25 protein-coding genes are annotated in these 26230 nt (G+C 51.7%); 9 read left to right on the forward strand and 16 right to left on the reverse strand.

Annotated elements, in window-relative coordinates:
- Nucleotide 1: 1 nt before the first annotated feature.
- Nucleotides 2-685, forward strand: a complete 684-nt coding sequence (locus MJB10_RS22970) for a response regulator transcription factor (RefSeq protein WP_314798957.1) — start codon at nucleotides 2-4, stop codon at nucleotides 683-685.
- Between the two features lie 55 nt (nucleotides 686-740).
- Here MJB10_RS22970 and MJB10_RS22975 read toward each other — a convergent pair whose 3' ends face one another.
- Nucleotides 741-1202 (reverse strand): hypothetical protein, encoded by a 462-nt coding sequence (locus MJB10_RS22975; RefSeq protein ID WP_314798959.1) that lies wholly within the window; start codon nucleotides 1200-1202, stop codon nucleotides 741-743.
- A gap of 188 nt (nucleotides 1203-1390) precedes the next feature.
- Here MJB10_RS22975 and MJB10_RS22980 point away from each other — a divergent pair, with 188 nt between their 5' ends.
- Nucleotides 1391-1606 (forward strand): hypothetical protein, encoded by a 216-nt coding sequence (locus MJB10_RS22980; RefSeq protein WP_314798962.1) that lies wholly within the window; start codon nucleotides 1391-1393, stop codon nucleotides 1604-1606.
- A 102-nt stretch (nucleotides 1607-1708) separates the two neighbouring features.
- Here the strand turns inward: MJB10_RS22980 and MJB10_RS22985 are convergent, their stop codons facing one another.
- Complete coding sequence (locus MJB10_RS22985; protein ID WP_314798965.1) at nucleotides 1709-3193, reverse strand: glutamate synthase subunit beta; 1485 nt, start codon at nucleotides 3191-3193, stop codon at nucleotides 1709-1711.
- Nucleotides 3194-3214: 21 nt separating this feature from the next.
- On the reverse strand, nucleotides 3215-7807 hold the full coding sequence (gltB, locus tag MJB10_RS22990; protein ID WP_314798967.1) for a glutamate synthase large subunit: 4593 nt from the start codon (nucleotides 7805-7807) through the stop codon (nucleotides 3215-3217).
- Between the two features lie 292 nt (nucleotides 7808-8099).
- Here gltB and MJB10_RS22995 point away from each other — a divergent pair, with 292 nt between their 5' ends.
- Genes MJB10_RS22995 through MJB10_RS23010 form a run of 4 tightly spaced genes read left to right on the forward strand, consistent with a single transcriptional unit; the run spans nucleotide 8100 to nucleotide 11466 of the window.
- Complete coding sequence (locus MJB10_RS22995; protein WP_314798970.1) at nucleotides 8100-9077, forward strand: HD domain-containing protein; 978 nt, start codon at nucleotides 8100-8102, stop codon at nucleotides 9075-9077.
- A gap of 54 nt (nucleotides 9078-9131) precedes the next feature.
- Nucleotides 9132-9704: a thymidine kinase gene (locus MJB10_RS23000; RefSeq protein WP_314798973.1), complete on the forward strand. Its 573-nt coding sequence runs from the start codon at nucleotides 9132-9134 to the stop codon at nucleotides 9702-9704.
- 53 nt (nucleotides 9705-9757) lie between these two features.
- A complete protein-coding gene (locus MJB10_RS23005; RefSeq protein ID WP_314798976.1) occupies nucleotides 9758-10936 on the forward strand; it encodes an MGDG synthase family glycosyltransferase in 1179 nt (392 codons plus the stop codon).
- Nucleotides 10937-10965: 29 nt separating this feature from the next.
- Entirely contained in the window at nucleotides 10966-11466 is a 501-nt protein-coding gene (locus MJB10_RS23010; protein ID WP_314798979.1) for a hypothetical protein, read from the forward strand.
- Between the two features lie 72 nt (nucleotides 11467-11538).
- Here MJB10_RS23010 and MJB10_RS23015 read toward each other — a convergent pair whose 3' ends face one another.
- Nucleotides 11539-12726 carry a WD40/YVTN/BNR-like repeat-containing protein gene (locus MJB10_RS23015; RefSeq protein ID WP_314798984.1) on the reverse strand — a complete coding sequence of 396 codons (1188 nt, stop codon included), beginning with the start codon at nucleotides 12724-12726 and terminating at the stop codon, nucleotides 11539-11541.
- A 185-nt stretch (nucleotides 12727-12911) separates the two neighbouring features.
- On the opposite strand from MJB10_RS23015, the gene MJB10_RS23020 reads away from it, so the two are divergent.
- Both MJB10_RS23020 and MJB10_RS23025 read left to right on the forward strand, forming a co-directional pair.
- Entirely contained in the window at nucleotides 12912-13919 is a 1008-nt protein-coding gene (locus MJB10_RS23020; protein ID WP_314798988.1) for a M23 family metallopeptidase, read from the forward strand.
- Nucleotides 13916-14362, forward strand: a complete 447-nt coding sequence (locus tag MJB10_RS23025; RefSeq protein WP_314798991.1) for a bactofilin family protein — start codon at nucleotides 13916-13918, stop codon at nucleotides 14360-14362. Before MJB10_RS23020 ends, MJB10_RS23025 begins: the two co-directional genes overlap by 4 nt.
- A 62-nt stretch (nucleotides 14363-14424) precedes the next feature.
- Here MJB10_RS23025 and MJB10_RS23030 read toward each other — a convergent pair whose 3' ends face one another.
- The 6 genes from MJB10_RS23030 to MJB10_RS23055 form a co-directional block, all read right to left on the reverse strand.
- Nucleotides 14425-15456 (reverse strand): ABC transporter substrate-binding protein, encoded by a 1032-nt coding sequence (locus tag MJB10_RS23030; protein ID WP_314798994.1) that lies wholly within the window; start codon nucleotides 15454-15456, stop codon nucleotides 14425-14427.
- A 13-nt stretch (nucleotides 15457-15469) separates the two neighbouring features.
- Nucleotides 15470-16234: an ABC transporter permease gene (locus tag MJB10_RS23035; RefSeq protein ID WP_314798997.1), complete on the reverse strand. Its 765-nt coding sequence runs from the start codon at nucleotides 16232-16234 to the stop codon at nucleotides 15470-15472.
- Nucleotides 16167-17006, reverse strand: coding sequence for an ABC transporter ATP-binding protein (locus MJB10_RS23040; protein WP_314799000.1), 840 nt, complete (start codon nucleotides 17004-17006; stop codon nucleotides 16167-16169). Before MJB10_RS23040 ends, MJB10_RS23035 begins: the two co-directional genes overlap by 68 nt.
- A gap of 41 nt (nucleotides 17007-17047) precedes the next feature.
- Nucleotides 17048-18301, reverse strand: coding sequence for a DUF445 domain-containing protein (locus tag MJB10_RS23045; protein WP_314799002.1), 1254 nt, complete (start codon nucleotides 18299-18301; stop codon nucleotides 17048-17050).
- A gap of 205 nt (nucleotides 18302-18506) precedes the next feature.
- Nucleotides 18507-19178 carry an HD domain-containing protein gene (locus MJB10_RS23050; RefSeq protein WP_314799004.1) on the reverse strand — a complete coding sequence of 224 codons (672 nt, stop codon included), beginning with the start codon at nucleotides 19176-19178 and terminating at the stop codon, nucleotides 18507-18509.
- Nucleotides 19175-20176, reverse strand: coding sequence for a TrmB family transcriptional regulator (locus tag MJB10_RS23055; RefSeq protein ID WP_314799007.1), 1002 nt, complete (start codon nucleotides 20174-20176; stop codon nucleotides 19175-19177). Before MJB10_RS23055 ends, MJB10_RS23050 begins: the two co-directional genes overlap by 4 nt.
- Before the next feature lie 201 nt (nucleotides 20177-20377).
- Here MJB10_RS23055 and MJB10_RS26770 point away from each other — a divergent pair, with 201 nt between their 5' ends.
- Nucleotides 20378-20545, forward strand: coding sequence for an NADPH-dependent FMN reductase family protein (locus MJB10_RS26770; protein WP_397386556.1), 168 nt, complete (start codon nucleotides 20378-20380; stop codon nucleotides 20543-20545).
- Nucleotides 20546-20768: 223 nt separating this feature from the next.
- On the opposite strand, the gene MJB10_RS23065 is transcribed toward MJB10_RS26770, so the two are convergent.
- The 6 genes from MJB10_RS23065 to MJB10_RS23090 form a co-directional block, all read right to left on the reverse strand.
- The gene (locus MJB10_RS23065) at nucleotides 20769-21455 is read right to left on the reverse strand and encodes an MgtC/SapB family protein (protein WP_314799008.1); all 687 of its coding nucleotides are present in this window, start codon (nucleotides 21453-21455) and stop codon (nucleotides 20769-20771) included.
- 165 nt (nucleotides 21456-21620) lie between these two features.
- Nucleotides 21621-22310: a response regulator transcription factor gene (locus MJB10_RS23070; protein WP_314799011.1), complete on the reverse strand. Its 690-nt coding sequence runs from the start codon at nucleotides 22308-22310 to the stop codon at nucleotides 21621-21623.
- Nucleotides 22307-23782, reverse strand: coding sequence for a sensor histidine kinase (locus tag MJB10_RS23075; RefSeq protein ID WP_314799013.1), 1476 nt, complete (start codon nucleotides 23780-23782; stop codon nucleotides 22307-22309). The genes MJB10_RS23070 and MJB10_RS23075 overlap by 4 nt, the downstream gene beginning before the upstream one ends.
- A 4-nt stretch (nucleotides 23783-23786) precedes the next feature.
- On the reverse strand, nucleotides 23787-24548 hold the full coding sequence (locus tag MJB10_RS23080; RefSeq protein ID WP_314799016.1) for an ABC transporter permease: 762 nt from the start codon (nucleotides 24546-24548) through the stop codon (nucleotides 23787-23789).
- Nucleotides 24541-25278 carry an ABC transporter ATP-binding protein gene (locus MJB10_RS23085; protein WP_314799020.1) on the reverse strand — a complete coding sequence of 246 codons (738 nt, stop codon included), beginning with the start codon at nucleotides 25276-25278 and terminating at the stop codon, nucleotides 24541-24543. Before MJB10_RS23085 ends, MJB10_RS23080 begins: the two co-directional genes overlap by 8 nt.
- Nucleotides 25275-26216 (reverse strand): hypothetical protein, encoded by a 942-nt coding sequence (locus tag MJB10_RS23090; protein ID WP_314799022.1) that lies wholly within the window; start codon nucleotides 26214-26216, stop codon nucleotides 25275-25277. Before MJB10_RS23090 ends, MJB10_RS23085 begins: the two co-directional genes overlap by 4 nt.
- Nucleotides 26217-26230 lie beyond the last annotated feature (14 nt).

The raw sequence follows: 26230 nt of genomic DNA on the forward strand, positions 1-26230 counted from the left end.
CGTGTCTGTTAACCAAGCTCCGCTTAAACTGCTCCTGGTCGATGATCAGGATTTAATTCGTGAAAGTCTCCATATCGTACTCGGCATGGACCCTGACATCGAGGTCGTCGGGTTGGCCGAGAACGGCCACATCGCCGTCCAGCTGTGTGAAGATCAGCACCCTGATGTGGTGCTAATGGACATCCATATGCCGATCATGGACGGCGTTGAGGCTACGCGCCGAATTAAGGCCAAGTGGCCGCAAATTCGCGTCATTATCCTGACCACCTTCCAGGAGATCAGCTATGTGCTCGACGCTCTCAGCGCAGGAGCCGAAGGCTACTTGCTGAAGGCGATTCACCCCAAGGACCTCGCCGCAGGGGTCAAATGGGTTCATCAAGGCGGCACGCTGATCCCGCACGACATCGCCAAAATGCTCGTGGCGCAGGCGCGCGGCGGCGCGGCTGAGAAGGGAGCAGCACCTGGAGCGGAAGAGGCTGTGCGAGCCGACGCTTATGGGCTTAGCGAGCGCGAGCTGCAGGTGCTGCATTGTATCGCGGATGGGCTTAACAATCGCGAAATCGCGGAGAAACTGTTCCTCTCCGAGGGAACGGTGAAGAACTACATCTCTAACATCTACTCGAAGATGGATGTGCGCGATCGGGTTCAAGCGTCGAAGAAAGCGCATGAGGAAGGTATGTTGTAGGGCAAGAACAAAGACCGCACTTCTGCGAGGAAGATGCGGTCTTTGTTCTTGTTTGCTATTCGAAAAGCCTCTCCAGGAAGCCTTTTTTTCTTTTGCGGATTTTGCCGTAGCTCTTTACCCTAGAGAATGGCAGCTGCGGTTCTTCTTCCTTGATGGGAGTGTCCGCCTGCATTGTGACGGTACCTGGCGTTTTCTCAGGCTCCGTGCCGATCTCTTGATGACTTGCTTGTTGATGCACAATAATCGTGTTCACGAGTTGCTCATGCAGTTTATTCTCAAGTTGGTGCCTGCATAGACGAAGAAACTGTTCCTGCTGCCGATTCTGATATTCAAATTGCTCATGAAGTTGTGACTGTAGCTCCTCGACCTGCTTCGTTAGAAGCAGAACAGCCTCACGCAAAGCATCCAGATCCTGCTCCCCAGGCCGCTCATTGCGTCCAAGTTCGTCTGAAAACTCCTCATTCACCGCTAGCAATACCTGCATTTCCGCTGGTGTCAAGAATTCTTCCTTCTTCATGCGCTTTCCTCCATCCCGTACATCTTGATGTCCATACTTGGACACCCGTTTCTCTTATTGTACATGAGAATTGGGAAATGTTCACGTTTATCTACGGCTTGCTGTATGGAGAACCATTTATGTATCATTCTGACCGCTGCTGGGAATCTTATCTTTGTCCTTAAAGTCATAATCTGGGAGGTGTAACGATGTCTGACCAACAATCCCCACAACAAGAAGCAGAAGTAGAAGCCCATAATGCCGTTGCTGATGCATTAAGTAATTTAAATCAAGCACAATCTGTGAGTACGAACAGAAGACAGGCCATTCAGAATGCGCAGGAACAATTAGATCAAGCCCATGCACAATTAGCTGAAGCACGGACGACACAATCTGGCAGCACTGATGAAGATAATCTCATGTAATCACACACGATATCCTTCAAGGGATATTGATGCCTGAGTAGTACCGTAAAAAGAAAAAAACTGCCTGCAGGTAACCTCTACCTGCAAGCAGTCCATACAAACCTATGGTAAATTCGATGATCCCATCAAGAAACGATCCACTTCACGCGCAACCGCGCGGCCTTCGTTGATCGCCCACACGACGAGACTTTGGCCGCGGCGCATGTCGCCAGCAGCGAACACGCCTTCCACGTTCGTCGCGAACTTGCCGTACTCCGCCTTCGCGTTGGAGCGCTCGTCTTTCACGACGCCTAGCTGATCCAGCACGGTGTTCTCCGGTCCTGTGAAGCCCATCGCAATCAGCACTAGCTGGGCAGGATACACCTTCTCGCTGCCTGGCACTTCAACAGGCACGAATGCGCCTTTGTCATTCTTTTGCCACTCGATCAGAACGGTATGCAGTTCTTTCAAGTTGCCGTTCTCATCGCCCACGAATTTCTTCGTGTTGATCAAGTATGTGCGCGGATCCTCACCTTGCACAGCTGCCGCCTCTTGCTGTCCGTAGTCCACCTTCAGTACCTTCGGCCATTCCGGCCATGGGTTGTTCGCTGGACGCGTCTCCGGCGACTTCGGCATGATCTCGAACTGCGTCACGCTCTTGCACTTATGGCGCAAGGAGGTGCCTACGCAGTCCGTTCCCGTATCACCGCCGCCGATGACGATAACATCCTTGCCTTCAGCGGAGATGAACTCCCCGTCTGCATGTTCAGAGTCAAGGAGGCTCTTCGTGTTCTTGCTCAGGAACTCCATCGCCAGATGCACGCCGCCTAGCTCGCGTCCTTCAATCGGCAAGTCGCGACCCTTCGTAGCTCCGCCGCACAGTACGATCGCATCGAACTCCTCTTGCAGCTTCTCAATCGGGTAGTTCACGCCAACATGAGCGCCAGTGACGAAAGCTACGCCTTCCGCTTCCAACAAATCTACACGACGCTGTACATACTTCTTATCAAGCTTCATGTTCGGGATCCCGTACATTAGCAAGCCGCCTACGCGATCTGCACGTTCAAACACGGTCACCCAATGCCCAGCTTTATTCAACTGTGCCGCTGCCGCAAGTCCGGATGGACCCGACCCGACAACCGCGACTTTCTTGCCTGTACGCGTCTCCGGCGGTTCTGGTTTGATCCAGCCTTCGCTGAAGCCTTTGTCGATGATCGCTTTCTCAATGCTTTTGATCGTAACCGGTGTGTCCTTCAGACCCACGGTACAAGAACCCTCACAAGGCGCCGGACAGACACGGCCTGTGAATTCCGGGAAGTTATTCGTCTTGTGAAGACGATCGAGTGCTTCGCGCCATTGACCGCGATATACAAGATCATTCCACTCGGGAATCAGATTATTGACTGGGCAGCCAGCGGCCATGCCGCTGATTAACGCCCCAGTGTGACAGAAAGGAATCCCGCAATCCATACAACGCGAACCTTGCGTTTGTAATTTATCATCAGTCAGCGGTGTCGCGAACTCTTTCCAATGGCCGATACGGACCAGCGGAGAAGCTTCGGATGCCACTTCACGAGCATGTTCTATAAAACCGGTCGGTTTACCCATCTACGTTTAATCCCTCCTGAATTAGTTTCCGCCAACGCGGGAAACATCTCTCATATTCGCCTCGAAAGCAACCATGATCGCTTCTTGCTGGCTAAGTCCTGAGCGTTTCACCTTCTCGATGGCATCAAACATCCGTTTGTAGTCCTTCGGAATAACTTTCACGAACTTCCAAACGTACTCATCCCAGTGCTGAATAACTCGGTGGGCAACGCCGCTATCCGTAAATGTGGCATGATGCTGGATCATCGTTTTCACTTCATTCATTTCATACGTTTCTTCCAGCTGCTCTAGGTAAACCATTTCTTTGTTCACTTTGTTCTGGAAATCGCCCTTCTCATCCAGGACGTAGGCAATACCGCCAGACATCCCTGCCGCGAAATTGCGCCCTGTCGAACCAAGAACAACAACGCGGCCTCCTGTCATGTATTCACAGCCATGGTCACCTACACCCTCAACGACTGCGCGCACACCGCTGTTTCTTACGCAGAAGCGTTCGCCCGCAATCCCGCGGATGTAAGCATCCCCGTCCGTTGCGCCATAGAAGGCTGTATTCCCGATAATTACGTTCTCTTCTGGAACAAAAGAGGACTTCGTCGACGGGAAAATGACCAGCTTACCGCCGGATAATCCTTTGCCTACATAGTCATTGGCATCGCCTTCGAGGGAAAGCGTCATCCCTTTCGGTATGAAAGCGCCAAAGCTCTGACCAGCGGAGCCTTCAAAATGAAGGCGGATCGTATCGTGCGGCAATCCTTCCACGCCATGACGGCGTGTCACTTCACTGCCTACGATCGTTCCGACAACACGGTTCACGTTCGTAATTGGCAGAAACGCGTGAACGTGCGCTTTGCGTTCAATCGCTGGCTCACAAATCGTGAGCAGCTTCGTCACATCCAGGGAGCGATCCAAGCCGTGATCCTGCTCCATTTGGCAGAAACGGCCAACGTCCTCGCCCACCTCTGGTTGATGCAGAAGCGGCGAAAGATCGACGCCTTTGGCTTTCCAATGCGCAACCGCTTGTTTGGACTCGAGAATATCGGTACGTCCAACCATTTCCTCGATCGTGCGGAAGCCAAGCTCTGCCATCATTTCACGCACATCGTTCGCGATGAAGGTCATGAAGTTCACAACATGCTGCGGATCTCCAGCAAATTTCTTGCGCAGCTCTGGATTTTGTGTAGCGACCCCAACCGGACACGTGTCCAGATGGCAGACGCGCATCATCACGCAGCCAATGGTGATCAATGGAGTCGTGGCGAAGCCAAACTCTTCGGCACCGAGCAAGGCAGCTACGACAACGTCGCGCCCTGTCATCAGCTTGCCGTCCGTCTCGACGACAATACGGCTGCGCAGGTTGTTGAGCACGAGTGTCTGATGCGTCTCCGCCAGACCGAGCTCCCACGGCAGTCCCGCGTGACGAATACTCGTCTGCGGCGACGCGCCTGTTCCTCCGTCGTAGCCGGAGATGAGGACGACGTCCGCTTTCCCTTTCGCTACGCCGGCAGCGATCGTACCTACGCCGACCTCGGATACCAGCTTCACAGAGATCCGTGCGCGCGGGTTGGCATTCTTGAGATCGTGGATCAGCTCTGCGAGATCCTCGATCGAATAAATATCATGATGCGGCGGCGGCGAAATCAAGCCTACGCCTGGCGTTACGCCGCGAACCTCAGCCACCCAAGGGTACACCTTGGTGCCTGGGAGCTGACCGCCCTCGCCTGGCTTCGCGCCCTGCGCCATCTTGATCTGAATCTCGTCCGCGTTGACGAGATAGTGGCTTGTGACGCCGAAGCGGCCGGACGCCACCTGCTTGATCGCGCTGCGGCGAAGATCGCCGTTCGCGTCAGGCGTGAAACGCTCCGCATGCTCGCCGCCTTCGCCAGTATTGCTCTTGCCGCCGATGCGATTCATCGCGATCGCGATGGTTTCGTGCGCTTCTTTGGAGATGGAGCCGTAGGACATGGCTCCCGTCTTGAAGCGCTTGAAGATCGATTCGATCGGCTCGACTTCTTCGATCGGAATTGGGGTGCGCCCTGCTTTGAAGCTCAGCAAGCCGCGCAATGCCATATATTTCTCATCTTCACGTTTGATGAGCTTACTAAAGTTCTTATACATCGCATAGTTATTCGTACGAACAGCAGTCTGAAGCGCATGCACCGTTTCCGGCGTGTAGAGGTGATCCTCACCATCTCTGCGCCATTGCAAGTCGCCGCCTGTATCCAGCACGCGATCGCGTCCTTCTTGCTCGGAGAACGCACGGCTGTGACGAATAACCGCTTCCTGTGCAACGACATCAAGACCAATACCGCCAACTGGCGTGTACGTCCAAGTGAAGTACTTGTCAACAAGCTCCTGGTTTAACCCGATAGCTTCAAAAATTTGCGCTCCGCGATAACTCTGAATGGTCGAAATCCCCATTTTCGCTAATACTTTTACTACACCCTTTGTTACTGCCTTGATGTAGTTATAGGTCGCTTTCTCATGATCGACGCCAACAAGCTGCTTGCGCTGAATCATATCGTCTAGCGTTTCCAAAGCTAAGTACGGGTTGATAGCGCCTGCTCCATAACCGAGCAATAAAGCAAAGTGATGCACTTCACGCGGTTCACCCGACTCCACAAGCAAGCTGACTTTCGTACGTGTGCCTTCGCGAATCAAATGATGGTGCAAGCCAGACGTAGCCAGCAGCGCTGGAATCGGTGCCTTGACACTGTCTACGCCACGGTCGGACAGAATCAGCAGCGTAGCGCCATCCACGATAGCCTGATCGGCAGCCGCATACAGCGTTTGCATCGCGCTCTCTAACCCTGCCGTCCCTTGTGCTGCTTCGAACAATGTTGGCAACGTTACCGTCTTGAAGCCATCGCGCTGAATATGTCGCAGCTTCGCCAGCTCTTCATTCGAGAGGAATGGCGATTTCAAGCGGATTTGGCGGCAACTTTCTGGTTCCGGCTTAATCAAGTTGCGCTCAGGCCCAATCGTGGTGCCTTGCGCCGTAATAATTTCTTCAAAGTTCGCATCAATTGGCGGGTTCGTTACTTGTGCGAATAGTTGTTTGAAATAGTTATAGAGCAGCTGCGGACGGTCTGAAAGCACCGCAAGCGGAGCATCCGTACCCATGGAACCGATCGGATCTACACCTGTTTTGCCCATAGGCTCAAGGGTCTTGCGCAGTTGCTCGAACGTGTAACCAAACGCTTGCTGACGCTGAAGAATCGTGTCATGATCAGAACCAAGCACGAGAGGCGCATCCTCCAGATCCTCTAAGGAAATGAGGTGCTCATTCAACCAATCCCGATACGGCTGTTCGCTCGCAATACTGCTTTTGATCTCTTCATCGGTCACGATGCGGCCTTCTACGGTATCTACAAGCAGCATACGTCCTGGTCTTAAACGGTCTTTATACAAAATACGCTCAGGCTCGATATCAAGCACGCCGACTTCTGATGCAAGGACGATCAAATCGTCCGTTGTCACATAGTAACGCGAAGGACGAAGCCCGTTGCGATCCAGAATCGCGCCAATTTGACTGCCATCTGTGAAAGCGATCGCTGCAGGTCCATCCCACGGCTCCATCAGTGTACTGTGATACTCGTAGAACGCCTTCTTCTCATCATCCATGCCTTCGTGCTTAGACCAAGGCTCAGGTACCATCATCATCGCGGCATGCGGCAGCGAACGGCCAGAGAGCATCAGGAACTCAAGTGTATTGTCAAACATTTGGGAGTCGGAACCATCGGTATCAATGACAGGAAGAATGCGTTTGAAATCGTCGCCAAATACATCGGTCTCACACATCGCTTGGCGCGCGTGCATCCAGTTTACATTCCCGCGGAGGGTATTAATTTCACCATTGTGAATCAAATAACGGTACGGGTGCGCACGTTCCCAGCTCGGGAAGGTGTTCGTACTGAAACGGGAGTGAACAAGCGCAAGCGCCGAATCGACCTTCTCGTCTTGAAGCTCCACGTAATAGTTATCTACTTGCTCAGGCGTCAACATGCCTTTATAAACGATCGTTCTGCTAGACAAGCTAGAATAGTAAAATTGCGATTCCGCATGGGATAATTTGATAGCGTTTTCAGAGAGCTTGCGAATGATATACAACTTGCGCTCAAAATCCAAATTGGACGAAATATCTGCGCTTTGGCCAATAAATACCTGACGTACATAAGGCTCTGCGGATTTCGCAGATTCTCCCAGTGAACTATTGTCCGTTGGTACGGTTCTCCATCCAAGGAACTGTTGTCCTTCTTGTCTGACAATTCGCTCAATCGTGCTTTCGCAGGCTTGACGCGCTTCCAAATCCTGAGGCAAATACACCATACCTACACCATAGCTGCCTGAACTTGGAAGCTTAATGTTCTCTTGCTCACAAGCAGATTGGAAATACGTATCCGGAATTTGCATCAAAATACCTGCGCCATCCCCCGTATTCTGCTCACAGCCTTGGCCGCCGCGATGATCCAAATTGCAAAGTACACGAAGCGCTTGCTTGACGATGGCATGTGATTTGACACCCTTGATGTTGGCCACAAAGCCAATCCCACAAGCATCATGCTCATTCCTCGGATCGTACAATCCCTGTTTGGGAGGTAATCCTTTAATAGTCATGTTGTGCAACCTTTCTTCCAATTAAGTAGAGGAAATATTCTCAATATTTTTTATATTATATTAACACTTGGTTATCTAATGTTCAATTTAAAAATATTTATATTGAAAAGGGTTTCATTTTAATAGAATCGCGGTTAAACGCATATTGTAAAGGCACCTTATATGATATCATTTCCTATATAAGGCATACTCCGTACGCATGTGATAGCGAACTTTCCATGTTTCATGCTATGATAGCTAATACCGCTGCAAGAACTAACATCCAGATTCCACATCTTAGGAGGATCTCTGTTTGAGTATACAGCATACTTTTGGGGGCGGCAGGATCACGGAGCCTCTTTATCAATGGCACCTTGAAGCCCATCCGGTCGAAATTGAGCTATTCCGCTCTAAGCCGGTGCGCCGCTTGAAGTTTTTACATCATTTTGGCGCTTCAGCGCTGTTCTCACCACTTACACATTCACGATTTGAACATACGGTAGGCGTTTGGTCACTCATGGCCCACTTTTGCCCAGAGGATCTTCATCTGCGCATCGCGGCATTACTCCATGATATCGGCCATCTGCCTTTCTCCCATGCAGTTGAGCGCACACTGGGATACAATCATCACCGCCAGACGGAGCAATTAATCGGAGAGGGCGTTATCGCCGATATCCTCATGGAGCATGGTATTTCGCCGCGGTCCATCGTGGAGCTGTTGAAACAAGAAACACCGCTCACGAACCCTACGGCCATTCTAGGCCTCGATCATCTAGACAGCTTCCTGAGAGATACGTATTATGCAGGCAAACAGCTGTTACCGCCCGCTGAACTTGTCAAAGGATTGCGTCTGCGCGGACCGTACTTGGAAGGCGATGAAACTACGGCCCTCGCGTTGATCGATACGATCGTCGAAGAGCACCGACTTATCCTTGATCCGCATTTCCTTGCGATGGATGCACTGCTGGCGAAAGCCACAGCCCATCATTGTGAGTCCACACCTGGGATGAAAGAGCGTATCCCTTCTCTAATGGATCACGAATTGATTCAAGAGCTGCTCCAGAGCCAAAATGCGGTTGCCAGAGAAACGATACAGGTGCTCATGTATGAGCCGCATCGGATTCAGATCAAGCAAGAGCCTGTGCCAGGCAGCATTGAGGTCAAGATTGGCAAGGTGTACAAAAAACAACCGCTGATCGGCGACAAACCCGCCACAGAGGTGAACTTCCAGGCAGCCGTTAAGCTGGCAGAGCTGGATAGTATGGCTGCTACTTATTTTTTCACCATATAATCATCCATTTATTAAATTAACTCATCATACATCGGCAGAAGGGACTGGCCCAGCTTGGCAAAATTGTATTTCCGTTATGGCACGATGAACAGCGGTAAATCCATTGAGGTTTTACGCGTTGCTCATAACTATGAGGAGCAAGGCAAAAAAGTGCTTCTCCTCACTTCCGTCATGGACGATCGCTTCGGCGTTGGCAAAGTCGCTTCACGCATTGGCATGCAAAAAGGGGCCATCGTCGTCGATGAGCACCTGAATATGATAGCTCTCGCTGAGGCGGAGCGGCCGCATTGTATTTTGGTCGATGAAGCACAGTTCTTAAATAAAGCTCAAATCGCTCAATTAATAGAAGTGGTCGATGAGTTGGACATTCCCGTCATTGCCTACGGGCTTCGCGCGGATTTCATGGGACAATTGTTCGAGGGCAGCAATGCACTTCTGGCTGTCGCGGATACGATTGAGGAAATTAAAACCGTTTGCTGGTATTGTACGAAAAAAGCCATCATGAACATGCGCTGCAAAGATGGCACGCCGATTTTCCACGGTGAGCAGATTCAAATTGGCGGGAATGAAAGCTACGTTCCAGTGTGTCGCAAATGTTATGCATCCAATAAAAAAGCCGCCCTATAGAGAAGCGGATATACACATTTAAAAAAGAGTGGTCTTAAAGAAAGGTGAGTTCCTTGCGTAAAAAACGGATTTTGCTCTTATCTGAGGGCTTCGGGAAAGGTCATACACAAGCCGCGCATGCGCTGTCCACCCAGCTCAGGCAATCGTCCGCTGGCATTATTACACGCGTGATTGAGCTTGGTGCTTTTTTGCACCCTACCCTAGCGCCTTGGGTCTTCTCGGCATACCGCCGCACGGTGACTTCACAACCTAGACTCTATGGTATGCTCTACCGCAATCAGTACGATAAACGGCCGGGACGCGTAGCGAGCCTTGTGCTGCATCGTATTTTTTACTCGCAGACGAAAGCCATCATTAAGCAATTGAAGCCAGATTTGATCGTGTGTACGCACCCTTTTCCGAGTATCATTGTTTCTAGGCTAAAACGTGCGGGACTCAATGTGCCGCTGTTCACGGTCATTACGGATTACGATGTGCATGGGACTTGGCTAGAATCGGCCGTAGATAAATATCTCGTCTCTACTCCTCTTGTCAAGGATCGCCTGCTGACGTGCGGAGTGCCTGAGAAACGGATTGAAGTCACGGGTATTCCTGTTCATCCTAATTTCCGTAAAGCGCACAGCAAAGAGCTCATTCGCCAAGAATTCGGCCTAAAGGCAATGCCAACGGTGATGGTGATGGGCGGCGGATGGGGCGTTTTTAAAAAGGAAGAAAAAGAAGAACTACTGACCTATTTGGCAAGTTGGAGCAAAGACATTCAACTGCTGATTTGTTTAGGCACCAATGAGAAAGCGCGCCGCCAGCTATTGGAAGAGGAAGCTTTCCAGCATCCAAACATTCATCTCATCGGCTATACGCGCGAGATAAGCAAGTTAATGGATATTTCCGATCTGCTGATCACGAAGCCAGGCGGTATGACATGTACCGAGGCTATGGCTAAGGGCATTCCGATGCTGTTTTACAGTCCGATTCCTGGGCAGGAAGAACACAACTGCACCTACTTCCAAGAACATGGCTACGGACAGCGGATCACGTCCCTCGACATGATTGACCATTGGTTCAAGCTGCTGCTGGAGAACTATCCCGAACTGGCGAAGCGCAGAACGGATATTCGGGAAGGGCATAATGAGGATGAACAGAGCTGTACGTTTGCGATTCTAGATTACCTGGCGCAATCAGACAAGCGTTCCTATATTCAGGCATCATCAAAAACACCACTCATACAATGGTAATATCCATTGGGTGAGGCGGTGTTTTTCTTATGAATCCCCTACACAAGTTCGGTAAACAAGCGATCTTCAGCTACCTTGTGATCTGGTTCGTCGGCAGCTTGTGGATGATGGCGGTGCTCGGAAGCGGCTCGTATCAGCAGAAAGTGATGGGGGTCGACTTTGCGCTCTATCATGAATACGCAAGCTTCGGATTCGCCGGTGCGCTGGGCGGCGCGCTATATGGGCTTCGCATGTTTCACGAGCATTACCAAGAGCTGACCACACAGTGGATCTATTGGTATCTCATGCGGCCGGTTCTCTGCTTCGGCTCCGCGATCATCACGATCATTCTATTCGAGAGCGGGATCATGCTGCTGCAAGTCGCAGACTCGATGTCGGCGCGAATCAGCATCGCATTTCTTACAGGCTACGGTTACGGCAAGTTCATGGAGAAGCTGAGGGATCTCACCACGACGTTCTTCAACGGGAAGAACACGAACGGTACGAACGGGAACGGCGGCGGCGGGAGTGGCGGGGATACGCCGAAGTGAGGGCGTGCGGCGTCCCACCGGCCGCCGCACAAACAAAGGACACCGCGGGCGAAGCGCCTCGCGGTGTCCTCTTCATGGTGCATCGAACGTATGCACCTTGGTCCAGTTCACACCACCGTTGCTGGTGGTGTACATCACACTGGGCTGCTCATTACCATTCGTAATGAGCCAGCCCCCGCTCGCGTCTGCCATGCCCAGCTGCAGCTCGCCATAACCAGTGAACGACTCCGTGCCGTTCACCCAGGTTTTACCGCCGTCCGTCGTCCAGCCGACGGAGTTCGGTTTGTCGCAGGCCGGGCAGCTGCCGCCCATGAAGGCCACGTCGGGATTCACGACGTAGAGCGGCCCCGGCTTCGAGCCCTTGTTTTTCGCCCCTGCGGTCTCTCCCATCGGTAAGCCAGGGGCTGGGCCTCCGCCAGCCGTACTGTTCACCAGTACGGTCTGCCAGGTCTTGCCGCCGTCCTTCGTGTGGAACAACGAATACGACGTTTGGCTCATCCCCGATCCGCCGACTAACTCGATCCATGCATCATCCGCACTTGCGGAGCGGATGACGACATCCGTCAAAGTCGCAGCAGAGTTGCGCGACATAACGGTTTGCCAAGTGCGTCCACCGTCCTGCGTCCGGAGCACCTCAACAGCGTTTTGCTTTTGCCTAGCCCCCCAGCCATTTTTTTTATCATGAAAATACGCATCCCCAGTGAGCCCTGTAGGAATAGGAAGTTCTACCCAGGAAGTCCCGCCATTCACCGTCTGTGCATTTCCGCTAAACGCCTCTTGCCCCGAGACGGAGTGAAAGAACGCGTGATTCGGTACCTTCCCTACAGCAGCCCAATGCTCACCACGATCCGTCGTATGCAGTAACTGACTCGTTTCCTTCACACTCGCCCATGCTTCGCGATCATTTAAGGCAAAAATCTGCGCAATCTCACCGGCCCCCTTGTATTGCACCTGCCATTTCGCGCCTCCATTGTCGGTATGGGCGATCCAGCCTGCGCCCCCAATCCATCCCTGCTTCGCATCTGCCAGTCGCAATGCGGTCACATTGGTCATGACGGCGTCATTTCCCCGCCCAACTGGACTGCTTGTAGCGCTCGCTGCAGGCGTTGTGGGTACGGTCGTTGACTGACCTGGTGAGCTCACAGCCGTAGATTGCGGTGATTCAGAGACCGTTATATTCCCACGCGTTAGATCTGTAGATTTACACCCCGCTAACACGAGGCTTGTCATCGCTAGCAAGATCATTGTTTTGCGCAACATCGTATTACCTCCTTATATTCTTCAACCGTATCTACCCCATAGACGTGATCATTTGCTAAAAAGTTGAACCATTTCTCTTACCATCATCCCCATTTTTTCAAAATAAAATAGGCATGACTCCCTTTACCGAGGAATACAATCGTAAACAAGAAGGGGGACATTCTCACGGGAGGGGAGGAGGACGGTTGAAATTCATTTGGGGTAAAAAAGAACTCACCTTCATGATCATTCCGGGTGCCAACCGCCGTACCGTAAGATTCAAGCTTCCGCACAGCAGTCTGTACATCGTGCCCAGTGTGCTTGTGCTCGTCCTGATGGGTTTTCTGGTGACCATTTATGTCATGAACATTCATTCTGAACAAACGAAAACGAGCATGCAGCAGGCTTTCGATGGACAAGAACAGCAGTTGACCCAGCAAATATCAAATCAATCCGATGAGCTCGAACAATTGCAAATTGATTTGATTGCGCTCTCTCAACAGGCCGATGAATTCAAGGCCAAACTGGAAGAAATTAAGAAGCTGGATCATGTGCTCGAGCTCATGAGTCAGCCAGAAACCACAAACGGGACAAGCAAAAAAGGAACGAGCACTCCACTCTCCACTAGCACCAAACGAGACATAGGCGGAAGTGAACAACCCGTAAAACCAGAAGACGTGTCAGCGCTCGTCAGTTCAACCAAGAATGGGCTGAACTCCCTAGTTACGGACATTAATGTGCTCCTGGGCAACTTGACGGAATCGGAAGCAAAAATTAAGGAAACCGAGTACGTGCGGACAATTACCCCTACGCTATGGCCAATCGCTTCACACAGCATCACATCTGGATTCGGCATTCGCATCGATCCTTTTTCGCTCAAACCGACGATGCATACAGGCTATGATCTTGATGGTGAATTGGGTGATCCCGTATATGTCACAGCTGCAGGGAAAGTCATTACGGTCGGCTATGATGAGGAACACGGCAATCATATTATCGTTGATCATTCACGTGGCATTGAAACCGAGTACATGCATTTGAATAAAATTACCGTGAAACGCGGAGAATCAGTAACAAAAGGTCAGCTGATCGGCCTCGTTGGTTCCACTGGACGCAGCACGGGCTCCCATCTTCATTATGAAGTACATAAAAGCGGTATTCCGATTGACCCGAAACCTTATCTCATTACAGATCGAAAGGATGAACGCAAATGATCGGAAGCTCTAAAGTCAAACGAATCGATGCGAAAACGACGGATACGCTGATTGGCGCCAGTACGATATGTGAGGGCAAAATTATGACCGAAGCCAGCCTTCGTATTGAAGGCCAATGGAATGGTGACATTGAATGCGCAGGCGACATTACGATCGGCGAAAATGCAGTCGTGCAATCCAACATTCACGCGCGCGATGTGATCGTGGCCGGTAAAGTGAAAGGCAATATTCATACCAAAGGCAAGCTGATTGTAACCAGCTCCGGGGTGCTGATCGGTAATATCGATGTCCGTTCCGTCATTATTGAGGAAGGCGGGATTTTCCAAGGCAGCAGCGCCATGAACAATGCTATGCAGGATAAGAATGGCAACGGCAAAGTCATCGATGCCAAAGCCCACAAGCAGCACAAGAACGAGCAGCAAGCCGCTTCGGGCGGTAATTAGGGCGCTTTAAGATGCAAAAGAGCTCGTCTCCATCCCATCGGATAGAGGCGAGCTCTTCTCATTTATTTGCCGGATTTCACCTCGGCGAGCATAGAGAGATCGACGAAGGAGCTTAGATTCAGCTCTTCGGGCTTAATCCCTTTGATGTATCTGGCGCCTATCGATACTTTCGCCATTTCTTCCATGACCTTGACGTCCACGTCCGTCGTCAGCTTCAGACGGCTAAGTGAGGCTTTGATCAGGCTTTTGTCCATCCCCTTGCCACTGTACTTTTTCAACTGGTTGTTAATGAGATCGTACGCTTGGTCAGGGCTGTTCTGAATGAATGCGATCCCGTCCATATTCGCTTTAATCGCGCCCTTGACGATATCTCGATGGCGCTGGATAAACTTGTCGCTCGCCACCATAATCACCGTTGGATAGTCGCCATGGTTCGGCGGTATGTCCTTCCAATCGGCTACGACCTTACCGACTCCCGCCTTCTCGATCTGCGTACCCCACGGCTCAGGTACGAGCGCTGCATCGACTTCCTTCTGACGGAACGAAATCAGCGTATCTGCGGGGGACCGCACGATGAGATGCGCGTTCTCGGCATCACGCCCGAGACTGATGCCTGCTTGCTGCAGCAGCAGGCGCAGCGAGATTTCATTCGTGTTCCCTTTGGCGGGAACGGCGATCGTTTTATCTTTTAAATCGGTCACGGACTTGATCCCAGCATCCGATCTTGCGACCAGCACGGCACCACCGTTATTTGAGCCAGACACGACGCGGAAATTACCGCTTTTCAGGAAAAAAGTGGTCGCAGGTCCCGGACCTACGAAGCCAACGTCGATGTCGCCTGTCGCCATCGCGATAGATAGATCAGACCCATTGTCAAATGGGGTGACCTCGATCTTCACGTCGTCGCCCCATTCACGGGCAAAATACCCTTTCTCCAGCGCGATGTATGCGGCGGCGTGGGTGACATTTTTAAAAACACCGACCCTGACCACCTGCGGCTTACCCGATGCGGTCAACTTCTCCTCACAGGCGCTCAGTAGTGTCATCGCGAAGACAAGCAGTAGTAGAACAGCTATGCGTTTGCCTAACCTCATGCCCCTCACTCCTCTACGATTTGGAGCCAGCGAGGCCGTAGCGCTCTAGCACTTTATCTTCTAGTTTTTTGAAGCAGAAATGGTCTGACACCGTGCCGAGCACGGCGATAATAATCACGATACACAGCATCAGCGAGGTGTCGCCGAGGTTCCGTCCGTCTTGGAGAAGCTGGCCTAGCCCTGCGCCTTTTGCGATCAACTCACCCGCAACAAGGGCACGCCATGCGAACGCCCAAGCGGTACGCACTCCGTTGATGAGATGCGGAAATGCAGCAGGAATCATCACTTGAAGGAACAAATTGAACCCATTGCCCGTGCCCATGGTCTGCGCAGCGCGCAAATAAATCGGCGGGATATTTTTGATGCCCGTGCGGCTTGCTAGAGCCATCGTCCATGTAGCGCCAAGCGTTGTAATGAAAATAACCGAGGTTTCGTTAAGACCGAACCAGATAATGGCAAAAGGCAACCAAGCGATACTCGGAATCGTCTGCAAGGACACGACGAGGAAGCCGATCGTATCGTCCAGAAAGCGATAACGCGCAAAGAGAAAGCCTAACGTCGTGCCGATCGCGAGCGACAAAGCGAAGGAGAGCAGCAATCGCATCATACTCGCTCCCGTTGCTTGCAGCAGCTCCCCGTGCACAATGCCGTCATAGAAAGCTTGCAGTGTCTGCGAAACAGATGGGAATTTCCACCCCCAGCCGAAAATTCTATATCCCGCCTCCCAAGCTATCCCAAGCAGTACCAGAAAAATCGTTCTTCTTAATGCTGTACTCATCGCCAGTCTCCTCTCTCACAACTTTCTCCAGCTCATCCGCCAGGGCGTCCATAATGAGCGCCTCCATATGATGAAGCAAGGAATCTGCGCTATCGCGGGGTCTTGCTGCTTTCACACTAAACTCCTTCTTGATCGTGCCCGGACGTGTGGACATGACTAGAACTCGATCCGACAGGATGACCGCTTCGCGAATATTGTGGGTGATGAAGAGGATGGTTTTGCGTGTACGCATCCAGATTTCTTCCAGTTCTTTATGTAAAATAAGGCGTGTTTGCTCGTCTAATGCGGCGAATGGCTCGTCCATGAGTAAAATCTCCGGATCCATCGCCAAAGCACGAGCAATCGCTGCCCGCTGCTTCATCCCGCCTGACAGCTCATGCGGATAGCGATCTGCGAAGCGGCTGAGATGCACCGCTTTGATCTGCTCCATCGCCATCTCATGGCGCTCTTTTTTGGCGATCCCCTTCTGCTTCAGGCCGAAGGCGACATTATCGAGCACCGTCAGCCAAGGGAACAGGCCGTGCTCCTGAAACACGACGACGCGGTCGGCGCCGGCGCCTGTTACTTTTTTCCCATTCACCTGAATGGTGCCTTGGGATTGGGTATCGAAGCCCGCCACGAGGTTCAGAACTGTCGATTTTCCGCAGCCGGAAGGGCCGAGCAGGGAGACGAACTCCCCTTTATTTATCGTTAAAGTAATATCATCAAGCGCCTTGTAGTTGCCGCCGATGCGTTGAACAAACGTTTTACTGACTCCTTTTATCTCGATCAAGGTCTCTCATCCCCCACGTTGTCGTGTCCCAGGTCAAACGACTAGAATAGCATTTTCAAGCCTGCCAGGCCTAAGCCAATGATGAATCCGCAGATTGCTCCGTTCACCCGAATCCATTGTAAATCACTGCCGACCTTCTCTTCCATCAATTCCGTCAGCTTCGCATTATCCAGCTTATCCAGGTTCTCTTTGACGAGTTGCCCGATTTTACTGTGATTTTGTTCTAAGTAGGAGGCGATTTGCTCTTGAATCCAGTCTTCGCCGCGATGCAGCATGTCTTGGTTCTCGCGGATAGAGAGCAGCATGTTGCGAAGTATCGGCACGACATGAACAGGGACAAATTCAGGCTGATCAATGAAAGCTTCCCCTCTCTCTTTCAGCTTCGTGAGCATATGAGTCAGCTTTGCATCCAGGTCGAACAGCTCTGGAAGCTTCGTTTTGAACTTTTCCAGCTCTGCTAGAAGCTGCGGGTTGCGATCCAATTTGTGCAGCTCATTACGAATGAACGTAAGGACCGCTTGACGACGCGGATGGTGATTCATGCGCAACTGATCAATGTACGACAGCACGAAATTCTGGATGATGCCGCCGAGCTTTTCTTCGTTGACCATGCCCATGAACGCGTTCACGGCAAAAGCCATGAACCCATTGGACGCCAAACCTTCAAATGCCTTAATCGCCATCGCACCCAATTGGTCGCGAGTGTCGGCTTTGATGACCCAAGCGGCCGCTTTATCGAGGACAAAATCTAGCGTTTTGCCATCATAATCGTTATCGGTGATGCTATCGATCAGCGTTCGAACGAGGCGGCTGGTGTCGACGTCTTGAATGGCTTTGTGTATCTCCTCTGCGAGCAGGGGGGTTAGCTTCTCGATGTCGATCGCTCCAAGTGCATGCTTGGCAAGGGCTGTGAGTCCAGTGTGCAAGGACGCATTGTCCAGTTGCTTATCCGCGAGCTCCAGGCCGCGCTCTAGGAAGTGGATTTTTTCGAGGCGCGCACGGATCGTCTCCTTAGAGAGCAATTCATTTTGCACCGTGTTAACGAGTGCCTTCGTGATTTTCTCCCGATTGTTCGGCAGCAAGGCCGTGTGCGGAATCGGAATACCGAGCGGATGTCGGAATAACGCACTCACCGCGAACCAGTCGGCCAAGCCGCCGACAACGCCTGCTTCAAACCCTCCTTGCAGGAAGCTTCCCCATACTTGTGAGGAAACCGCTGTTGGCAGCGTCGCGAGGAACCCCGCACCCATGACACCTAAGGATACCGTGGCTATATACTTTGCTTCTCTTTTCATCGTCATAACATCTCTTTCTGCGTGTGGTAATGATTCATGCTTATTAGTTTATCACATTTTGGAAAAAAACGTAGAAGTGTGTCTGAACGTCTAGAGGCACTAATCAGCCATCTTGACGCAAAAATGATGCACTACGTACAACATGACACTCCCCACTAAGTGGAAAAAGAAAAAGCGCCGCCTCCCGGCAGCGCTATCCCCTGTGCTATCGCTCGCCTTCCCACTCCGCATAAAACTGCTGCAGGTACAGCTCCATGAAGCGATGCCGCTCCTCCGCGAGCTGCCTCGCGTAGGCCGTGTTCATCAGCTCCTTCAGCTTGAGCAGCTTCTCGTAAAAGTGATTAATCGCGGTGTCGTTCCCCCCGCGATACTCCGCCTCCGTCATGTGCTCGCGCACGGTGACGGCAGAATCATGAATCGGGCGGCCCTTCCAGCCCGAATAAGCAAACACGCGCGAGATGCCCACCGCGCCAATCGCATCCAACCGGTCGGCATCCTGCACGACCTGGCCTTCCAGCGTGCGCATGGGCGGTCGCGCGCCGCCCTTGAACGACATCGTGCTGATGATCTCCAGCACGTGTGCGATCTGCGCCGCCGGCGTGCCGCTGGCGGCGAGCCAAGCTTCCAGCTCGCGCTGCGCCGCCGCTGGATCGGCGTTCAGCTTCTCGTCGACAACGTCGTGAAGCAGCGCCGCAAGCTCGCAGACGAAGGCATCGGCGCCTTCTTGGGCGGCGATCCGCTTCGTCGTCTGCACGACGCGATAGATGTGCCACCAATCGTGGCCGCTGCTATCGCGCTCCAGCTTCTCCTTCACGAGCGCTTCCGCTGCGTGAAGGATTTGTTCTTTATCCAGATTAGCTTCGTCTCGCTTTATCATTTCTTCTTTTTCCTCTTTCCTGTCGACTTGCCCTCACCTAGCTTACCCTCGCTGGCAAGTAGCTCATTCCGCTTACTGCCCGTGGTCAGCTCATCGCTGCTCTCATCGCTCAGCCTCGGATCAGCGGCAACCTCCAACCTTCCCAACTCATCCGCTACTTCGGGTTCCACAATCAGCTTCGTAACGGGGATTTTCACTTCCTCCGCTCGTTTGGGCTCTATGTACTTCTGAATCATTTTCTTAAAATACTTCCCATACTTATCCTCCAGCTTCGCACCCATATCCTGCCCCAGTTCATGGAACACGATAGCACTGCAAAACTGATGATACAGCAGCTCCACCATCGCCGTCTGCTCCGTCAACATCGCAAGGGTCGACTCACCCCCGCCACGGGTGCCGACGATCGCTAATTTCCGGTCGATGAGCAGTGTAAATTTACGCTGAGAGAGTTCTTTTGCACTTTCACCCCGCCGCTTTGGAAAAGGGGAAAAGGCTTGCGCCAGCCCCGAATCACTTGTCGGCGCAGCTACGACCCGTACGCCATGGGATGGCGCTTGCTTCAGCTCTTCCTTCAGCAGCTTCGCTTCTTCTGGCGCGAGGTCGCAGAGCACTTCCTCCTTCGCTTTGCGCAGCTCGGTGCGAATCCGATCCAGCACCTTGGCGTCGCCAATCAAGCTAAAATAATCCAACCGCTGCGCATCGCCCTTCGGCAAATGCTCGCTCACGTAGCGGACCGAGGCATGCAGCTCCGCTTCCATCCGCTCGCCGATCTCCTCAATCGGCACACTTTGATACACCGTCGGCTCGCCGTGGCTGGTGAGCACAGCGCCTTTGTCCGCGAGCTTTTGCAGCGCGGCGTACACATTGGAGCGTGAAACGCCGAGACCCTTGGCGATTTCATAGCCAGTTTGTGTACCGTTGACCGCAAGCTCGAGCAGACATTTGGCTTCCAAATCTGTGAAGCCCAGGTTTTTCAAATGCTGATGAACATTCTCCATAGCGCAGCTCCCCTTTTTTCAAGTGATACTCGCATTCGTTCGTATCCCTATTGTACCATGATCACACCGTGAATTCGTTACTTGTGGAGATCTAATTGACCATTAAATGTTAAAAACGATAATCATTATCAACTAGTGTGATGGAAGTTAATACCTCTTGAATGAACTCAAAGTGGTCATGGCTTAACCCATTTGCAGTGCATGATTCTGCTCGAGGCCTATACATGGGGAGACGGCGACTTGCCTGACGAATTCGAAGATTTCTACGAAGAGTTGGATGATCTGAATTTTGGCTGGGCGCAAAACGGGAGTTTTCTGTTCGGCGGTCATTCGTCTGCCAGGCGGAACGTAGGTGCGTTATTGGCTTGAAATCAGCCGATTTTGGGCTTTGACGGAACGTCAGTGCGCTATTTTGCTGATTTGCAGCAATTCACAGCTGATTGGGTCCAAATAGCGGAATCACGTTCCGCCACTTAGCCAATTCAGCTATTTTCGCACGAATAGCGTACCCACGTTCCGCTTCACGGTGAGAGTTACCGAGCACATTTGGGTTTGGTGAAGCCAAAGGTTTTGCTCGGAGTCCCTCTGGTTCCTACAACGTCTCCACTTCCGCGATCTCGATATACGTCATGCTCTTCAAGTCGTCATAGACCTCAGACGCATACTTGCGATCGATGAAGACAATGAAATTCAGTTCCTGCTGCTCTTGGTTCAGCTCTTTGATATGGACGCTTTTCATTTTGTAGCCTTTGGCGATGATCGCCTTAATGATGCTCGTGAGATTCCCGTCATGCGACACGACGAGCCGAACGCGCAAATCCTTCATGATGAGCGGTCTCGGTCCCATTTTCTTAATGACAAAAGGCAAACCAATAACGCTGACGAGGATGAGCAATAGACCGAAGAAAGCTTCCACAATGAAGCCAGCTCCGACCGCGATCCCGAGGCCTGCTGCGCCCCAGATCATCGCTGCCGTCGTTAACCCGATGATGACATCATTGTGTTTACGCAGAATGGCGCCTGCACCGAGAAAGCCGATTCCGCTCACCACTTGGGCAGCCAGCCTCATAGGATCCATCACATGCAGCCCAGCGACTGCGTATTTATTGGCGGATTCGATCGATACGATCGTCAATAAGCAGCTGCTCAAGCAGATGACTAGCGAGGTTTTCAGGCCGAGCGGTTTGTTTCTGATTTCTCTTTCCAAGCCGATAATTAGTCCAAAAATAGCTGAAATTCCTAATTTCATTAAAATGTGTACATCGACTGTAAATTCCATGGTGATTGACTCCTCTAGTAAAGGTACCTTTACATTAGCTTAACAATTCAAGGTTGTAAATAACCATCGGTTTATACGCGAGGTACTGAGACCGCTATTTCGGGAGGAGCATCCCGAAATCAAAAAAGCTCAGGAGGCATAATCTCGCCCTCCCAAGCCTCTCTACTATATACGAAACCGATAACCCGCTCCCCAAATCGTCTCGATGTATTGCGGATTCGACGGATCCTGCTCGATTTTCTCCCGCAGCTTGCGGATGTGTACGGTCACTGTCGCAATCTCCCCCATGGCATCCATGCCCCAGATCCCATCGAACAATTGCTCCTTGCTGTACACCCGATTGGGATTCATCGCCAGATGGGTGAGCAAATCGAATTCTTTGGTCGTGAATACGACCTCTTTATCATTCACGAACACTCGCCGTGCCGTTTTATCGATCATCAATCCTCGAATGCGAACCTCGTCGTTCTTCGACTCCCGCCGCCCCATCAACCGTTCATAGCGGGTTAGATGGGCTTTCACACGCGCCACCAGCTCACTGGGGCTGAAAGGCTTAATCATATAATCATCGGCGCCGAGGCCAAGGCCGCGAATCTTATCGATGTCTTCCTTTTTCGCAGACACCATGACGATCGGAATATCCTTCTCACTGCGAATGCGCCGGCAAATTTCGAAACCATCCATGTTCGGCAGCATGAGATCCAGGATGATCAGATCGTAATTGTGCGCTAACGCCCGCTCCAAGCCGCGATCCCCGCTGTTTTCGATATCGACCTCGTAGCCGCTAATTTCCAAGTAGTCCCGTTCCAGCTCGGCAATACTCATCTCATCTTCCACGATCAAAATCCGACTCACGCTTCGCTTTCCTCCCCCCTAAGCACTGGTAAGGCTACATACACCGTGGTTCCTTCGCCTAACTGGCTTCTGGCACCAATCTGCCCGCCATGCTCTTCTATAATTTGTTTGGCAATCGCAAGCCCGAGCCCACTCCCCCCAGTGGTGGTGTTCCTAGAGGGATCCGCTCGATAGAAGCGATCGAAAATATGAGGAAGCGCTTCTTCCGATATGCCCTGCCCATTGTCTTGAATCTGAATGACAGCAAAGCCGCCCTGTTCAAGGACGCTAAGATTAATCTGGCAATGTCCTGCCTCGCTGTATTTCATCGCATTGTCGATAATATTCAAGAGGACGCGTCTCAATTTGTCACGGTCAGCCGTTACGAACACAGGCTCCTGTGGGAGATCGGCAAGTGTGAACTGTACCCCTTTTTTCTCCATATCCAACTGCAGCTCTTGCGCGCAATCCTGTACGTAGTCCCCAATTTCGACGGTTTCAAACTGAAACGGGACTTTGCCCAAATCGAGCTTGGAAAATAGGAAGAGTTCATCAATCATACGGTCCATATCGACCGCTTTGTTGTAAATCGTCCGAATGTATTTATCCAATTTATCTGGTGAATTCGTGACCCCATCCATAATGCCTTCCACATAGCCTTTGATGGCGGTAACGGGTGTTTTCAAATCATGGGAAATATTCGACATGAGCTCTTTGCGATTCTCTTCATACTGGAGCTGAAGGTCAACCGATTGCTTGAGCTTGCGGCGCATTTCTTCAAATGCGACACTGAGCTCGCCGAGCTCGTCATTGCGATGCGGCTTAATCTCGAAGTCGAGGTTGCCCTCCTTAATCTGTTCGGCTGCCCGCTTCAGCCCCCGTAATGGCCGAATGATGCTGCGCGATACGAAATACGTCAGCACGCCATTGGTTCCGATGAGGATCAGCAGAAGGGTCCACATCACGGTTTTGGAGAATCGATATAAATATTTCTGGAATGGACCGCCATCCAGGAACACAAAGGCAGTCCCTTTGCTCCCATCTGAAAATGTAAAGTCCTGCTGGCGCGTAATCCATACGGAGCCTTGATTCCGTTGGTATTTACCCGTTGGTGTCCCATAAACGGGGAGCTTCGAGGTATCCCCCGCCTCCCCTTCTTTCAAATAGGATGAAACATACGTAATCGCGTGATCCCTACGAACAATGACACCCATGTTGATTTTATGGAATCGCTCATTCAAATCCTTCACAAAGGCTTCATCCAGAAAAGCATCTGGATCGGTCTCTGTTCTGGCCTTCATATAAGCGACATTCTCGGCTTCCTGGTCGATCACGCGTTTGATCGGGTTGCCATGGGAGAAATCCACATCAAACCCCGATTTCAAGCTTCCCAACGTCGCAATGGTAATGAGTATGACAGCCAGCCCAAAAAGCACAAGCGGAACAAGCAGCATGGCAATATAGGACAAGACTAGCCGTACACGGATGGACATCGGTTTAGAGCTCCTTTTTATCAAACAAATAATAACCAGCTGTAAAAAATAGTATACTGCACGCACTCAAAAACATAAAGATCGATGCGATCTTGCCGGTTACCATCGAACCGCTCACCCAGAGCGTATGCCAGTCGGTATAGGCTGTTGGCGAATAGGTCGCGATCTGCGGAAGAAAGAAGGCTGCTACCTTGAATGTCAAATATAGCAGGATGCTCACCGTCAGGGCCGAGGAGCTTCTAGAGAAAAACTGCGCCAGACATACCGCCGCGATGCTAAGTACTAGCAGAGGGAGGAAGGCAGCGCCATACGCGAGAAACCAATTGCCCACGGAGCGCAAGCCGCCGAAATGGTCGAAAAACATAGCCGCCACAATCGACGCGATCAACGCCACGACTAGGTAAAGTGCGATAAAGATACCGAGCGCCAGCTGTTTGGAGGCAAACACCTTGAACCTGGAGAGGGGTCTGAGCAGCATATTTTTCATCGTACGCTCGCCCATTTCCCCAGAGAACACATCCGCCGCTCCCATGAACACGAACAGGGGCAGGAAAATACTCGTAAACATGCCGAGCATAATGATTGGGAAATCATCCGTCGAGATCGCACCGACCCCGATGCCATTCTGGAATTTCGACAGCAACATGCCAGCTAGAAGCGGTAAGAGCAGCGTTACGGCGAGGAAGAAAATCGTCTTTTTTTTCATCGTCATTTTAAGCAGCTCGTTCCAAACGTTAGCCATAAGCAGGTTCGACGTGTTAAGCATGTGCGGCCAGCCCCCTGTTTCCTTGAATTTCACGCAAGTAGGCGGCTTCCAAGGATGGACTGCCAGCCATAATATCGGTGATGCGCCCCTCCCGAATGAGCTTTCCGTGATGGATGATGCCCAAGCGGTTGCACATCAACTCCATTTCATGAATGAGATGGCTCGAGATGAAGAACGTAATGCGCTCCTCGCGCGCCAGCTTCAGAATAATTTCGCGAATGTGCACCATGCCTTCGATATCCAGCCCGTTCGTTGGCTCATCGAGAATGAGCAGCTCGGGCTTTGACAGAATCGCCGCGGCCAGCCCGAGTCGCTGTTTCATCCCCAGGGAGTACCGCGCCACTTTCTCATGCTGAAAAGGGGTCAATCCTACGAGCTCGATCACCTCGTCGACCCGCTCCTTCCCTACGCCTGGATAGAGGCGAGCGGCGAGCTCGAGATTTCGGCGCCCACTCATATAGGTGTAGGCTTCTGCAGTCTCAATCAAGGCACCCACCTTCGCCATCGCCTGCTCGTGCTGGGTGCTGACATCGAAGCCGAATAGCTTCACCTCGCCTTGCTGGGCGCGAGCTAAGCCGGTCATGATTTTCATGACCGTTGTTTTGCCCGCGCCATTCGGCCCGAAGAAGCCGTAAATATCACCGCGCTGCACCTTCATACTCACGTCGTGGATACCGCGAAGGTTCGGAAATATTTTGGTCACATGATTGATTTCAACGACAGGGTTCATTCATGCTTACCGCCCCAACCTTTTTGCTTAGACAGCTCCTCAAGGTTTACCGTCTCTACTTGCTTGCCGTTTAAATCAATCGTATCTGGCGTCGTCGCATTCAAGCTCGACAGGGTCATTCCTACGCGAAGAACGATGTCATGCTCCACACCTTGGGTATCTTTGCCCGAAACGTGGATTTGCGCCATTTGGCTCGTAATATGCTGATCCCCATCTACGTTCGCGTTCACTTCAACTTCATCCAGGGAGATGTCGGAAGCGAGCTGCGGGAAGCTGTTACGAAGCGTGTTCAGGTCGATGCCAAGCGCACTTGCAGGATTAGCTGCCGGCTGTTGGATTTTTCCATTCGCTGCACCGTGCTTCAAGACAAGGGATCCGACCGTTTTCACGACAGGCGGGATTTGACTGCCAGAGAGCTTGAAATGAATTTCCTTTCCATCCCCAGGGGCATCGACCATCGTGATATTGTTCTTCAGATTACCTACCAAAGCGTCGACCACATGCTCCACTTCGCTAGCGATTTGCGGGTTGGCGCCCCCCTCGCTCATATCATGCTTTTTGAACTTCGCGCGGGATTCCTTGGTTTGCAAAATTTTGTAGACGTCTGAATTCGCTGTTTTGACAATCTGTTTGCCATCTTGACTGTAGAACTGAATCGTTTGCACATCTGTACCGCTGACAACCTTCAATTCCGCGCTGCCTGCATGTTCCTCTCCTGAGTTCTTAATTGTTGTATTAACCTGCAGCAAGGATGCTCCGTTGTCTTGTACAGATACATTCACTTGACGCGTGACATTTTTCACGGCTGCTGTTTGTTTCACGGCTGATTTGAACGTTTCATATCCGGGCGCATCGCCCACACCTGCATACACAGAAGTAACTAGCATCATGCTGCCCACCGCTACACCTACACCCAACATCGCCAATTTTTTATTCATTTTCAACTAGCCTC

Source organism: Paenibacillus sp. MBLB1832, from assembly GCF_032271945.1.
GTDB classification, from domain to species: Bacteria; Bacillota; Bacilli; order Paenibacillales; family NBRC-103111; genus Paenibacillus_E; species Paenibacillus_E roseopurpureus.

Excerpts from the sequence above, each read along its gene's own strand:
- MJB10_RS22975 (WP_314798959.1), bottom strand. The coding sequence starts at position 1,202 with ATGAAGAAGGAAGAATTCTTGACACCAGCGGAAATGCAGGTATTGCTA.
- MJB10_RS22980 (WP_314798962.1), top strand. The coding sequence starts at position 1,391 with ATGTCTGACCAACAATCCCCACAACAAGAAGCAGAAGTAGAAGCCCAT.
- MJB10_RS22985 (WP_314798965.1), bottom strand. The coding sequence starts at position 3,193 with ATGGGTAAACCGACCGGTTTTATAGAACATGCTCGTGAAGTGGCATCC.
- gltB (WP_314798967.1), bottom strand. The coding sequence starts at position 7,807 with ATGACTATTAAAGGATTACCTCCCAAACAGGGATTGTACGATCCGAGG.
- MJB10_RS23010 (WP_314798979.1), top strand. The coding sequence starts at position 10,966 with ATGAATCCCCTACACAAGTTCGGTAAACAAGCGATCTTCAGCTACCTT.
- MJB10_RS23015 (WP_314798984.1), bottom strand. The coding sequence starts at position 12,726 with ATGTTGCGCAAAACAATGATCTTGCTAGCGATGACAAGCCTCGTGTTA.
- MJB10_RS23025 (WP_314798991.1), top strand. The coding sequence starts at position 13,916 with ATGATCGGAAGCTCTAAAGTCAAACGAATCGATGCGAAAACGACGGAT.
- MJB10_RS23030 (WP_314798994.1), bottom strand. The coding sequence starts at position 15,456 with ATGAGGTTAGGCAAACGCATAGCTGTTCTACTACTGCTTGTCTTCGCG.
- MJB10_RS23035 (WP_314798997.1), bottom strand. The coding sequence starts at position 16,234 with ATGAGTACAGCATTAAGAAGAACGATTTTTCTGGTACTGCTTGGGATA.
- MJB10_RS23045 (WP_314799002.1), bottom strand. The coding sequence starts at position 18,301 with ATGAAAAGAGAAGCAAAGTATATAGCCACGGTATCCTTAGGTGTCATG.
- MJB10_RS23050 (WP_314799004.1), bottom strand. The coding sequence starts at position 19,178 with ATGATAAAGCGAGACGAAGCTAATCTGGATAAAGAACAAATCCTTCAC.
- MJB10_RS23055 (WP_314799007.1), bottom strand. The coding sequence starts at position 20,176 with ATGGAGAATGTTCATCAGCATTTGAAAAACCTGGGCTTCACAGATTTG.
- MJB10_RS26770 (WP_397386556.1), top strand. The coding sequence starts at position 20,378 with ATGATTCTGCTCGAGGCCTATACATGGGGAGACGGCGACTTGCCTGAC.
- MJB10_RS23065 (WP_314799008.1), bottom strand. The coding sequence starts at position 21,455 with ATGGAATTTACAGTCGATGTACACATTTTAATGAAATTAGGAATTTCA.
- MJB10_RS23075 (WP_314799013.1), bottom strand. The coding sequence starts at position 23,782 with ATGTCCATCCGTGTACGGCTAGTCTTGTCCTATATTGCCATGCTGCTT.
- MJB10_RS23080 (WP_314799016.1), bottom strand. The coding sequence starts at position 24,548 with ATGCTTAACACGTCGAACCTGCTTATGGCTAACGTTTGGAACGAGCTG.
- MJB10_RS23085 (WP_314799020.1), bottom strand. The coding sequence starts at position 25,278 with ATGAACCCTGTCGTTGAAATCAATCATGTGACCAAAATATTTCCGAAC.
- MJB10_RS23090 (WP_314799022.1), bottom strand. The coding sequence starts at position 26,216 with ATGAATAAAAAATTGGCGATGTTGGGTGTAGGTGTAGCGGTGGGCAGC.